A 12,515-nucleotide genomic window follows, 5' to 3' on the forward strand; every position below is an offset into this window, starting at 1 on the left:
ATGAGGGATAGCGGACGGGGCGTGCTACGAGGCTGGCGATCGAACATGCAGGATGCCCTCGATCGTGTTGCAGAATCAGTACTCACAATAATACGAAACGTTCAAAGTACTGCCGTTGTAACCGTTGGGAAGCGCACCGAATGTGTCAACGCGCTGCACGGCGCGCAGGCACGATCTGTCCAGCGTCGGGCTGCCGCTCGATCTGTCCAATTGCGGATTGCCCGGCTGGCCGTTCCTCGAAATCGGAAAGGTGACGAAAACGCGCGCACCTTTCGGAGTTCGCGGGTCAACTTCAAACTTGTTCCACGCCTGCGACATCTTGCGATTGATGCCGTCCACATACCACGCAAATCGCGTTCCGAAATCACCCTGCGTAATCGACGTCGGCCCCGGATTCGTCTGTCCCTGCACTGCACGCGGCAAATTATTCGCAGCCATTTCGCCGTACTGCGCCTTGTTCTGTGGCTGCGGCTGCGCCACCTTCTGCTGCGTCTTGGGCGGCGTAGGCTGAGGCTTCGGTGGGGGCGCCTTCTTGTCCTGGATCGGAATCGTCTGCTCATCCACCTTAGGGGCGACGGTCTTCGGCTCCGGCGGCGCAGGCGCTGGGCTAGGCTTGTCCGTTGCCAGCACGTTCTGGTTCGGCGGTACATCGCTTGGTAGCGGAATCGCGCTCGATACTAGATTCACCGCAATCGCGCCGCCCACATTCGGCCCGCCCCACAGGTTGTGCGAGATGTTGACCAGGTAATAGGCCGCGATCGCCCCCGCCAGTGCGAGATGCAGCAACACCGATCCCGTAGCCGGCGCGGCGATCGGCTCGCCCGTCAGCTCTCGTTCCAGGTGTTCTTCGCGCTCAAGCAGGACGCTCATAATTGGCAGGTCCGAATGGTAGTTCCGGCGGTGAGTCCGGGCTGGTAGGTCCGGGCTTTAGCCCGGACATCAAATCAGATCTCAAAAACTCTCAGGGGGCTTTAGCCCCTGAGCATCCCAAAACTACTTGCCGCTCTTATCCAACGGCTGCGTCACAATCGAAATATTCGTGATCCCCGCCTGTTTGACTGCGTCCATCACGCTGGCGAAAGCGCCGAAAGTCACGCGTTCGTCGGCGCGCAGATAAATCACCTGCTTCACCGTGTCGCCGCTGCCACTGGCGTCATGCAGTTTCTGCCCCAGGTCGTGGATATTCACCGGCGAGTCGCCGAGAAACACATTCGAGTCGCGATCGATGGTGACCACAAGCCGCTGCTCGGTGATTTCCTTCACCGTGCGTGTCTTCGGCACCGCCACTTCGATACCCGATTGCAGCACCGGCGCCGTGATCATGAAGATGACCAGCAGCACCAGCACAACGTCTACCAGCGGTGTAATGTTGATCTCCGCCAGCGAGGACTGGGTCCGGCCGTTTGCTGTCGTAAAAGCCACGGTCTAACCTCGCGAAGGAAGCTCTCGGCCCGTCTCCGAAAGCGGCCGTGAGTAGGAAGTTCCACCTGCCGGGCTCGAATACGGTCCCGGCTGCACGGGTCCCGCCTGCGGTGGCGGAGCGGAAGGCCGCACCTGGATCTCTTCCAGTGAATTCAGCAGCTCGCGCGAGAAGTCATCGATAGCCGAAGCAAACACGCGAATGCGCGCGGCGAACTGGTTATACGCCACAACGGCAGGCACTGCGACAAACAATCCAGCGGCCGTCGTGATCAGCGCTTCCGCAATGCCCGGCGCAACCGCGCGCAGCGTGGCCGCGCCCGCAGTGCCCAGTCCGTGGAACGCTTCTACGATGCCCATCACGGTTCCGAACAAGCCCACAAACGGACTAACCGCGGCGATTGTCGCAAGCCACGACAGGCGGCGCTCCAGGCTCGTCACAGCTTCACTCGCTGCCGTCTGCGCGCTGCGCTCCAGCGGAGCCAGGTTGCGCGGTGGGCCTCCTCCGCCGGTCTGCCGTTTGTACGTCTCGTAGACGTCTTCAAATACCTGCGCCAGCGGGCTGTCCTTGTAGTCGCCCGTGATCGCCGCAATTTCCTGAAGCCGCGTCGCCTTGCGGAACGTCCGCACGAAGCGCTTGCTGGCGTTCGTCGCTGTGCGGAATGTTGACCACTTGCGGAAGATGATCGTCCACGAATAAAGGCTCGACAGCAGCAGGACAAGCAGCACCCCGATCGCAACCGGGCCGATCTGGCTCATCAGGTCCATCAATGAGCTCGCTCCGTGCGCAAGCCCACCGTCTACCGGCGCTGAAGCGGCATCATTCTGTAACAGAAAAGCAAAGGCTAGAGGGGTAAAAATCGCCATTCACCTCATCATTAACGGTATCAGACGCACGAAGGCCATCCAAGTTACCCAATTAGATGCGTCGAGCCGATAAACCCATGGCTAATACCCTGGCGGCAGAAAATTTGGCAGGCACAAACAAAGTGAAAGGGCACGACTTCACAGCTTGCTGAAAACTGTCTAGAAGAGGTGCTTCGTATCAGGGGCTGCCTTCAGGCAGCCCGCATGCCGTTCCCCTGATCCCTCGGGGGCTTCAGCCCCCGAGGGATGCTGATCGATAGCGGATAGACGCTTAGTCATTGCAAAAACCGATTCGCCGCAGCGCCAGAGTCCTCATCAAGCTTCGTATCTGGACTTCTCCTTTCTCGCAGTCTCGTTGTCCTGGCGGTTCTGAAAATTGATAGACCTGATTCACTGTGTTTGATAGCACCCGTCGGCCACAACCCGAAGCAGCCCCGCACATGCTATGCTGCGCTCGGATAGCCACTGCCCCAGACAGAAAATGCTCATAGAATTACGCGCAGAGAACTACGCAGTCATCGATCACGCCATCGCGGTCTTCGGGCCGGGGCTCAACCTGCTCACGGGTGAAACCGGTGCAGGCAAATCCATCCTCGTCGATGCGCTCGCGCTTCTCATGGGCGGCAAGTCCTCTGCCGAGGTCATCCGCCATGGCGCAGATCGCGCTGTCGTCTCCTGCGTTTTTGAAGCCACTGCAGGCGCTGAAGCGATCCTCGAGGAAAACGGCATCGACGTAGAAGGCACTGAAGTCATCCTCCGTCGCGAAATCCTCACCAGCGGGAAGGGAAGAGTCTTCGTCAACAACCAGCCCGCCACGGTCGCGGTGCTCAAGCAACTCGCTCCCGAACTCGCGCTCGTCCACGCCCAGACCGAAACGCTCGTCAGCTTTGACCAGGGCCAGCAGCGCCACCTGCTCGATCGCTTCGCCGGCATCTCGCTCGAAGCCGTTAACGAGGCGTACACAAAGTGGAAGCAGGCCAGCGACAAACTCGCCGACCTTCTCGAAGGCGAGCAGGACCGCCTCCGCATGGTCGATCTCTGGACCTACCAATCGAAAGAGATCGACGCCGCCAAACTCGAGCCCGAAGAAGACGAGGCGCTCGAGACCGAAAAGCGCGTGCTCGCCAACGCTGAAAAGCTCTACGCCGCGGCCATGGGCGCATTCGATCAACTTTACGAAGGCGGCATCTCCGTTGAGGTCTGCCTGCGCGCCGCCATCAAGCACGTGGAAGAGCTCGCGCGCTACGACGGCAAGTTCAACGAGTCCGTGCAGCAACTCAAATCCGCCGGCGCGATCGTCGACGACGTCGCCACAAGCCTGCGCGATTACGCCGAAGGCATCAATGCTAGCCCCGATCGTCTCGCCGAAATCGAAGACCGCCTCGCCATCATTGACCGTCTCAAGCGCAAATACGGTAAGACTGTCGCCGAGATCCTCGCCTTCAGTGAAGACGTCGCCCGCAAACTCTCTGAGGTAGAAGACCGCGACGAAATCCTGAAGACTCTTCGCGCCGAAGTCGATCGCACCGCAGCGGAATATCGCAAAGCCGCTGCTGCGCTAAGCATCGAACGCAAAGCCGCGGCGGCGCGCCTCGCCAAGCAGGCCGAAGCGCAGATCAACTCCCTCGCGATGAAGGTCCGCTTCGAAATCGAAGTTGCCGCAAATGAAGAAGAGCAGAACTGGTCCGCCGCGGGCTGGGACGAAGTTGAATACCGCATCGCCACCAACGCCGGCGAGCCGCTGAAGCCGCTGCACGAAATCGCCTCAGGTGGCGAAATGAGTCGAGTCATGCTCGCCCTCAAAGTAGCCGTCGAAGAAACCACGTCGAAGAACAAGCGCAAGACGCCCACGCCGCGCACACTCGTCTTCGATGAAATCGACATCGGCATCGGAGGCCGTGCCGCAGAAGCTGTCGGTCAGAAACTGAAAGCTCTGAGCCGTGGTCAGCAGATCCTCTGCGTCACGCACCTGCCACAGATCGCCGCCTTCGCCGATCAGCATTTCCTCATTGATAAGCGCGAGAGTGGCGGCCGCACCAAAACGCAGATCCGTCTCCTCGATCAGCGCCAGAGCACGCATGAAGTCGCGCGCATGCTCTCCGGCGCCACAGTCACGGAGACAAGCCTCCAGCACGCCGCCCAAATGATCGCCGCCAGCAAATAGGTATACGCAGTCGGAACGAGGCATCAGCCGAGCGCTCCAGAACGGGCGCCTTCTATTCCCTGTTCCCTACTCCCTATTCCCTGTATTTTTCAATTTGGCAAATGACTCGCATCGATCGGCGGTGCCGACAGCATATTAGCCACCGTAGCCAGCATGAACGTCGGGTGCAGCGGCTTGGCCAGGATCTCGAAGAGGTGCCCCTTCTTCTTGGCCTCTTCCAGCAGCCCGCCCGTGCCCGGCTGCCCGCTGAACAGCAGGAAGTGCACATCGGGATAGCTCGCCTTCAAAAAAATGGCGAACTCAATCCCGTTCATCCCCGGCAGCACCACATCGATAATCGCGAGGTCGGGCTTCCACTCCTCAAGCGTCTCCAATGCCTGCTCGGCGGAGTAGGTACTGCGCGCGTCGTAACCATTCGAAGAAAAGATCAAAGCCAGCGTATCGGCGATCGTCTCTTCATCGTCGACCACCATGATTTTGCGGCTGCCTGGAAGGCCTGGCATGTTCTTGCTCCTTGCCGCGATCGCCAGCTCATCTACCTCGCCTAGGGTTGCCGAAATGAAAACGTTCCCAGGTGGAGTGGCAATGCAGATATATCAATTGAAGACCCAAATGAAAGCTGTATTACTCAAATAAAGGTTCGCGATTACCAAAGAGCCGATGGGCACCCCTTGCGGATATTTCCGTTCCGGCGCATGCTTACCGCAAAACTAGGTTTGGCGTCTAACTTGTAGAAAAACCCCGCCCGGCGTTCCGGTTGCCGGTGCGGCTTACAAATCGGCGTTACTTCCCGGGTTCGCGGTGAGTTTTAGCTCTCGCGATTCCCACTGGACCGTTAGATGCGCGCAGATTCCTGCTAGGATACCTGCACGGGCCCCAGAAACTGTTTCCATCGAGGAAATTCCATAGATGGAACAACTTACGGGAAGGTCAAAGCTTGAAACCGGAGTATTCAATAACGGCACAGCCATCCCTCGTGCCGGAGTGGGCAGATCGAATTCTGCGCCTCATTTCTGACCTCAAGATCACCCAGGCGCGCCTGGCTGAACGCCTCGGGGTTTCGCCCGCCACCGTATCCCGCTGGATTCAGGGAAAACACGAGCCCACGGCCGAAGGGTATGTCGCCCTCGGCAATCTGGCCCCGCGTCCCGATGCCGTCTACTTCTGGGAGCGCGCCGGCATGGACGTTGCCAACCTGCCCGACACCAGCCTCCACCGAGTCGCATCCTCGCTTCGCGTCAACCTCGACGAACTCAACGTCGTCGCCGGGAAGCGAGTTTCGAAGGAACTAACCGCGGCCTCGGGCGCTGTGGCAATTCCGCTTCTCCACGCCTCTGCCTATGGAGATCCGATTCCACCCGGTGAAAACGTTAGTCTCGCTGAAGTGGAAGTCGAAGAGCTGATTCTGGCTCCCCTCGCCTGGTGCCCCAATCCCGAGCACATGATCGGCATGCATCTTCAGGGCGATTCCATGATGCCAGTTGTCCCGCCCGGCTCCATCCTCTTTGTCGATACCTCGGCCACCGATCGCGATCAACTCGACAAAAAGCTTGTCGTCGTCTCGCATCGAGACCTCGGCTTCAAGGTGGCGCGCCTCCAGCGGCTTGAAGGAACTGACCTGCTCATTTCGGCAAACCACCGGTATCTGCCGCTCGACGTGAGCAACGCTTCCAAGTGGAAGGTGTTTGGCCAAATCCTGTGGTGGGTCTCGCGCGATACCGTCCCAGCCGCGTAGATAACGGCAATTTGTCGCAAGTCTTACTTCACGTCCACTTTCTTGAACCCCAGCGCGTAGAGCAGGCCCGTTACGGTTACGCGCGCGTTGTCGCGGGCTTTGTCCAGGATCTTATCGTCCAGTGCGGCCTGCCTGATCTGCTCCTCGGCCACTTGGCGCACCTGTGACTCAAGATTCGGATCAGCAGGAACCAGCAGCCCGGTCGTGCGCTGATACACACGGCTTCGCGTGTTATCGATACGCGTCACCAGGATCTGCGCCGCGGGTAAACGAACCTGCGCCGAGTCGCCATTCACCTGCACGTCATTCTTGCCCAGCTGCGTCAGGTCTACGCCGGCAATCACGTCGCCGTGCGCGATAAACAGCATGCGGTCGCCCGCAAGGAAGTTGGGAACCCCCGGCGTATCCTTGTTGGCCTCGACGATCTTGTCCACGGTGTAGTTCACCGACTCTAGCCGCGATAGCTGCCGTATCTTCTCCACCACCGCCGTTGCCGAGGTATCAATGTGCGTGATGCGGCCGAAAGTTCCGTTGCCGAAGGACCATATACCGGCCCGCACGAGAAGGGTCGGTACCAGGACAATCACAACAAAAACGGCAAGCAGCACAGATCCCACCAGCACCACCCACAGGGCGCGGCTGCTGCGGTTGGGATTCGCGTTCTCAAGATCGCTCATGGAGGATTCGATGCCAGCTTAATCCCAGCTATCGCCGGGCCGCAAATCCGTCGGCCGAAAGCCTCCTGCAACTTTTTCCATAACCTGGGTTTTTAGGAAGGTAACCTGCACCGGACTCAAAGGCTGCAGGGGGTTCAAGGAGGACAGTTCCATGCGGCGCTTCCAATCAGTTCGACTCTTTCTCTTCGCTCTGCTGCTCGCGGTTGTTCCGGTCTCATCGGCACACGCCGGAGTGTTTATTAGCGTGGGCATAGCGCCTCCTCCTCTACCGGTCTATGTGCAGCCTCCATGCCCCGAGCCGAACATGATTTGGACTCCCGGCTACTGGGCTTATGACTACGATCAGGAGCAGTACTACTGGGTTCCCGGCGCGTGGGTGCCGGCTCCCTACGAGGGCGCCCTGTGGACGCCTCCTTACTGGGGCTGGAGCAACGGCTTCTACGCCTTCCATACCGGATATTGGGGCCCCGTCGTCGGCTACTACGGCGGCGTTAACTATGGCTTCGGCTACATGGGCGTCGGCTTTGCGGGCGGCGAGTGGCATCACGATCATTTCTTCTACAACACTGCCATCGTCAACGTGAACCGCACCTACATTCACAACACCTACATCAACAACACCATCGTTCACGAAAACACCATCGTGAACAACAACCACATCGCCTACGCCGGCGGCCCGCACGGAATTCAGCACATGCCCACGCCTGAAGAGCGCCACGCCATGCAGATGCCGCATGCGTCGCCCACCCGCTTCCAGGAGCAGCACATGCAGCAAGCGCGCTCCGACCGCCAGAACTTCTTCAACGCGAACCATGGCAATCCGCGCACCGTCGCCGTTGCCCGCCCGCTTCCAGCCGAGCACATGCAGGCGCCGACTGCCGTAGATGCCCGCCGCGGGCTTCCCACGACCGGCAACCCCCGTGGCAACGCTCCGGAGACTGGAAACCGGACCATCCAGCCGGCACAGCCGGTCAACCGGCCGCAAAACACCATGCCGCCCAACATGCGTCAGAACGAGAACTCCCGCATCACCGCAGCGCCTGTGAACCAGCCGCAGCATGGATTCGCCGGAATGCAGCAGGCCCAGTCGCAGCAGCAACACACCATGCAGCCGCAGCGCATGCCCAACGAAAACCCGCAGAACAACCGGCCGCAGCAGCCTGCCACGCAACAGCTCTATCGTCCCAACATGCCGCAGGCTCAGCCGCAGCAGCAAAACCGGCAGCAGGCGCAGCCCCGCTACGACTCGCCATCGCGCATTCAGCCGATCCCGTCGTACCACCCGGCTCCGCAGGTGCAGTCTCGTCCAGAGCCTCAGCAGCAATACAGGCCTCAGCCGCAGCAGCAGTATCGTCCGCAGCCTCAGCCGCAGCAGCAATACCGCCCGCAGCCGCAAGCCCAACCTCAATACCGGCCGCAGCCTCAGCCCCAATACCGGCCTCAGCCACAACAGCAGTATCGGCCTCAGCCTCAGGCCCAACCTCAATACCGGCCTCAGCCTCAGCCTCAGTACCGGCCTCAGCCTCAGCCACAGCAGCAGTACCGCCCGCAGCCGCAGCAGCAGCGCATGCCGGAGTTTCATCAGGCCCCCCAGCCGCAGCACGAGTCCCGGCCGCACCGGTAACTCTCGGACAAATCAAGTCAAAAAAGGTCAGCCGCTTCTCGCAAGGAAGCGGCTGACCTTTTTTGCTGTTGGGCGAGTTGTATCACAGGGCTTAGTCCCCGTCGAGGACTCGCCTTCGCAGTAGTGTATTCAACGGTCTGTCCGCTCGCTCGCCACGCCGAGTGCCGCCACCAGCGTGTCAATCCGCTGCCGTATCACTTCAAACGTCTGCTGAACCTTTTCCGGTATCTCGGCCTCAGGAATCGGCCCGACGTCTTCGACTTCCCATACCTCGACTCTTTGACGGGCGTACTCGATCCAATCCGCACAAAACCGGCGGTGCTCAGATTCCATAAGAACAAGTACGTCGGCTGCGCGCACCAGGTCCTCCGTCGTCCGCTGCCAATTCGCCGACGCAAAGGAGCCGAGGCCGAACTGGTTCAGCACGTCGGCTGCGTAAGGCGAGATAGCCGCATCTCCGTCCCTTCCGGCCGCTATACCGCTCGAAGAAACATGTACGCCCAGCACGCACCGGGAGGTGCAGTAAGCCTCTGCCAGACGGCTGCGGTAAATGTTGCCGGTACAAACGAAGTGGATTCTCATTGCGAGGACCAGCATAGAATCGCACGAATGGCTTCCCAGCTTCTCTGCTTCACTCTTTCGCTGGAGAATGTGCAATTAACTTGCCGGTTGGTATACTTGTAGTGTGACTTCCACTGCCCTCGAACCCATCTCGAACGGTGCCGGTACCGGAGCTTCCCCCTCAGACAAGCGCGTTCTGCTCCTCAAGCCGCGCGGCTTCTGCGCGGGCGTGGTGCGCGCCATCGACATCGTCAACATCGCCCTCGAAACCTTCGGCGCGCCCATCTACGTTCGCCGCGAGATCGTGCATAACCGCCACGTTGTCAATGAGCTGGCGGAAAAGGGCGCGATCTTCGTCCATGAGATCGACGATGTTCCCGACGGCCACCGCGTGATCTATTCCGCGCACGGCGTCTCGCCGGCGGTTCGCGAACGCTCCAAGGGGCGCAATCTCAAGGTCATTGACGCCACCTGTCCGCTGGTCACCAAGGTTCATATCGAGGCGGTCAAGTTCGCAAAGCAGGGTTACTCGCTGGTGCTCATCGGCCACCGCGACCACGACGAAATCGAGGGCACACTGGGCGAGGCTCCTCAGGTGACGCAGGTCGTCTCCAGCGCCGCTGAAGTCGACAGTCTCCAGGTTCCCGACCCCAACCGTGTCGCCTACCTGACCCAGACCACGCTCTCGCTGGACGAGGCGCGCGACATCATCCACGCGCTCAAGGAAAAGTTCCCCAATATCGTCGGCCCGCACTCGCAGGACATCTGCTATGCCACTGAAAACCGGCAGGTTGCGGTGCGCAACGTGGCGCATAACGCCGACCTGGTGCTGGTCGTGGGCTCCACCAACAGCTCCAACTCCAACCGGCTGGTCGAAGTTTCGCGCAATCTCGGCACCAAGGGGTACCTCATCGATGACTCCCGCGCCATCGACCCCGCGTGGCTTGAAGGTGTTAATAATGTTGCAGTTACGGCCGGAGCGTCAGCCCCTGAAGTGCTGGTGGAGGACGTGGTGAATTATTTGCGCCAAAACGGCTATGCCAGCGTCGAAGAAGTAGAGGTCATGCCGGAAAATGTTCGCTTCGGCCTGCCTCCCGAGATCGTGCAGGCGATTGGCGGTGCAGGCGGCAACGAAGCTGTTCCTGTCCGCTGATTTCACCTAGAAAGCGGACCACTCGGCCGCATATTTCGATTTCTATGTTTGCGCGTCGACCGACGGGGCGGTTCATGTACATTGGCATGAAAGCCGGAAAACCTGTTTGGCCGCGCAACGTACTCAATCCGGGATTTTCCGGTGCAGTAACCGAGGCATTCTGAAGAGCGCATGAGTCAACCGCAGGGGACACAACACGTCACGGCTCCCCGTTTTGGCCGCCTTGACGCGGATCTGGAAGATGTAAAGTCATCGGTCCTGAGAGCAGCGGACTATATCCTCTCGCGTCAGCATGCGGACGGCTACTGGTGCGGCGAGCTCGAGGCCGACTCCATGCTCGAAGCCGACTACATCTTCCTTCACACCTTGCTCGAAAGTGGAGACCCCGGCCGTCTGCGCCGCGCATTCACTGAGATGATGCGCTACCAGAACGACGACGGAAGCTGGAGCCTCTATCCCGGCGGCCCCGGCAACATCTCGCTCACCGTAAAATGTTATTTTTCAGCCAAGCTCATGGGCTTGAGCAAAGACGACCCTGCCATGGTGAAGGCGCGCGAATGGGCGCTTGCCAACGGCGGCGTAGTCGCGTGTAACACCTTCACCAAGATGTACCTCTGCGCTCTGGGCCAGTACGACTACGATGCCGTCCCCGCTGTCCCGCCCGAGATCGTCTTGTTCCCCAAGTGGTTCTACTTCAACATCTACGAGATCTCCTCGTGGTCGCGCTCCATCCTCGTGCCGTTGGCCATCATCTACGCCAAAAAGCCGTTCAAGAAGATTCCGGCCGAGCAGGGAATCGACGAGCTCTTCGTCGAAGGACGCGACAAGTCGAAGCTCCGCCTCCAGTGGGACAGGAAGAAGTGGTTCTCCTGGCGCAACTTCTTCATCGCCACCGATCGCCTTGCACACTGGGCTGAAGCCGTCCACCTCCGCCCCGTCCGGAAGATGGCGCTCAAAAAAGCCGAGAAGTGGATGCTCGAACGCTTCGAGATGACCGACGGCCTTGGCGCCATCTACCCCGCCATGCTGAACGCAATTCTGGCGCTGCGCTGCCTCGGCTACTCGGAAGACGATCCGCAGGTCATCCGCGCGCGCGACGAGTTCGAAAAGCTCGGTATCGAAGAAGCAGCCAGCGACGTCATGCCGGAGCCGACCTTCCGCATGCAGCCCTGCGTCTCTCCTGTGTGGGATACCGCGCAAGCCGTATTCGCGCTGGGCGAGGCAGGCGTGCCCGCCAACGATCCCCGCATGGTCAAGGCCGCCGACTGGATGCTCTCCAAAGAAGTCCGTCATAAGGGCGACTGGTCGGTGAAGGTTCCCAACACCGAACCCGGCGGCTGGTACTTCGAGTTCAACAACGAGTTTTATCCCGACACGGACGACACGGCGCAGGTTCTCCTCGCGCTGAACAAGGTGAACCACCCCGCGGAGCGCCGCCAGATCGATGTGTGCCAGCGCGCCATCGCCTGGGAATTCGCCATGCAGTGCCGCAACGGCGGCTGGGGCAGCTTCGACAAAGACAACACGAAGATGATCTTCCAGTACATCCCGTTCGCCGATCACAACGCCATGCTCGACCCGCCGACAGTCGACATCACCGGCCGCATGCTCGAAATGCTTGCCGCCTACGGCTACACCCAGGAAGACAAGCGGGTGCAGAAGGCGATCAGGTTCATCCTCAAGGAGCAGGAGCCGGACGGAAGTTGGTTCGGTCGCTGGGGCGTGAACTACATCTACGGAACATTCCTCGTCCTGCGCGGCCTTGAGGCCATCGGCTTCGATCACAACGAGCCGCAGGTGCAGCAGGCAGCCGAATGGATCCGCATGGTGCAGAACTCCGACGGCGGCTGGGGCGAGTCGTGTGGCACCTATGACGACCCCAACACGCGCGGCGTAGGCGTCAGCACTCCTTCGCAGACGGCCTGGGCGCTGCTTGGCCTTCTCGCCGCAGGCGACGACCGCTCCGACTCCATCGCCAAAGGCGTCCGCTGGCTCCTCGAGCGGCAGCGCGAAGACGGCGGCTGGGACGAATCCATGGGCGAAGGTGCGCGGCGCGAGAGCATCATCACCGGCACCGGCTTCCCCAAAGTGTTCTACCTGGCATACACGATGTACCGGCAGTACTTCCCGCTCATGGCGCTCACCACGTACCGTCGTGCCATGGAGCGCACGGCGTGAACATGAATTGGGACTGGTAGGTCGGGGCTTCAGCCCTGACAATCAAGCCAGCCCTCACCGATGGGGATTTAGCCCCTGAGGTTTTTATGCAAGGGCGCACAACGCAATCGCGCCAACACTGCAAGAATGAATCGAGG

General features: G+C 60.3%; 11 protein-coding genes. 5 read left to right on the top strand and 6 right to left on the bottom strand.

Going from position 1 to position 12,515, the window contains the following annotated elements; translation table 11 throughout:
- Positions 1–75: 75 nt before the first annotated feature.
- The 3 genes from MOP44_RS14940 to MOP44_RS14950 form a co-directional block, all read right to left on the bottom strand.
- A complete protein-coding gene (locus MOP44_RS14940; protein ID WP_260790818.1) occupies positions 76–870 on the bottom strand; it encodes an energy transducer TonB in 795 nt (264 codons plus the stop codon).
- Positions 871–993: 123 nt separating this feature from the next.
- Positions 994–1,422, bottom strand: a complete 429-nt coding sequence (locus tag MOP44_RS14945; protein WP_260790820.1) for an ExbD/TolR family protein — start codon at positions 1,420–1,422, stop codon at positions 994–996.
- Between the two features lie 3 nt (positions 1,423–1,425).
- Positions 1,426–2,286, bottom strand: coding sequence for a MotA/TolQ/ExbB proton channel family protein (locus tag MOP44_RS14950; RefSeq protein WP_260790822.1), 861 nt, complete (start codon positions 2,284–2,286; stop codon positions 1,426–1,428).
- Positions 2,287–2,767: 481 nt separating this feature from the next.
- Between MOP44_RS14950 and recN the strand changes: the two genes are divergently transcribed.
- Positions 2,768–4,450 carry a DNA repair protein RecN gene (gene recN, locus MOP44_RS14955; RefSeq protein ID WP_260790824.1) on the top strand — a complete coding sequence of 561 codons (1,683 nt, stop codon included), beginning with the start codon at positions 2,768–2,770 and terminating at the stop codon, positions 4,448–4,450.
- Between the two features lie 89 nt (positions 4,451–4,539).
- On the opposite strand, the gene MOP44_RS14960 is transcribed toward recN, so the two are convergent.
- A complete protein-coding gene (locus MOP44_RS14960; RefSeq protein WP_260790825.1) occupies positions 4,540–4,953 on the bottom strand; it encodes a response regulator in 414 nt (137 codons plus the stop codon).
- A 434-nt stretch (positions 4,954–5,387) separates the two neighbouring features.
- Between MOP44_RS14960 and MOP44_RS14965 the strand changes: the two genes are divergently transcribed.
- Positions 5,388–6,185: a LexA family transcriptional regulator gene (locus MOP44_RS14965; RefSeq protein ID WP_260790826.1), complete on the top strand. Its 798-nt coding sequence runs from the start codon at positions 5,388–5,390 to the stop codon at positions 6,183–6,185.
- Between the two features lie 23 nt (positions 6,186–6,208).
- Here the strand turns inward: MOP44_RS14965 and MOP44_RS14970 are convergent, their stop codons facing one another.
- Entirely contained in the window at positions 6,209–6,862 is a 654-nt protein-coding gene (locus tag MOP44_RS14970) for a DUF4230 domain-containing protein (protein ID WP_260790827.1), read from the bottom strand.
- A 151-nt stretch (positions 6,863–7,013) separates the two neighbouring features.
- Between MOP44_RS14970 and MOP44_RS14975 the strand changes: the two genes are divergently transcribed.
- Positions 7,014–8,486: a YXWGXW repeat-containing protein gene (locus MOP44_RS14975; RefSeq protein ID WP_260790828.1), complete on the top strand. Its 1,473-nt coding sequence runs from the start codon at positions 7,014–7,016 to the stop codon at positions 8,484–8,486.
- 129 nt (positions 8,487–8,615) lie between these two features.
- On the opposite strand, the gene MOP44_RS14980 is transcribed toward MOP44_RS14975, so the two are convergent.
- A complete protein-coding gene (locus tag MOP44_RS14980; RefSeq protein WP_260790829.1) occupies positions 8,616–9,068 on the bottom strand; it encodes an arsenate-mycothiol transferase ArsC in 453 nt (150 codons plus the stop codon).
- A gap of 103 nt (positions 9,069–9,171) precedes the next feature.
- Here MOP44_RS14980 and MOP44_RS14985 point away from each other — a divergent pair, with 103 nt between their 5' ends.
- Positions 9,172–10,200: a 4-hydroxy-3-methylbut-2-enyl diphosphate reductase gene (locus MOP44_RS14985; protein ID WP_390905439.1), complete on the top strand. Its 1,029-nt coding sequence runs from the start codon at positions 9,172–9,174 to the stop codon at positions 10,198–10,200.
- 171 nt (positions 10,201–10,371) lie between these two features.
- Positions 10,372–12,378, top strand: coding sequence for a squalene--hopene cyclase (gene shc / locus MOP44_RS14990; RefSeq protein WP_260790830.1), 2,007 nt, complete (start codon positions 10,372–10,374; stop codon positions 12,376–12,378).
- The last annotated feature ends 137 nt before the right edge of the window (positions 12,379–12,515 follow it).

The organism is Occallatibacter riparius (assembly GCF_025264625.1).
In the GTDB taxonomy this organism is placed as follows: Bacteria; Acidobacteriota; Terriglobia; order Terriglobales; family Acidobacteriaceae; genus Telmatobacter; species Telmatobacter riparius.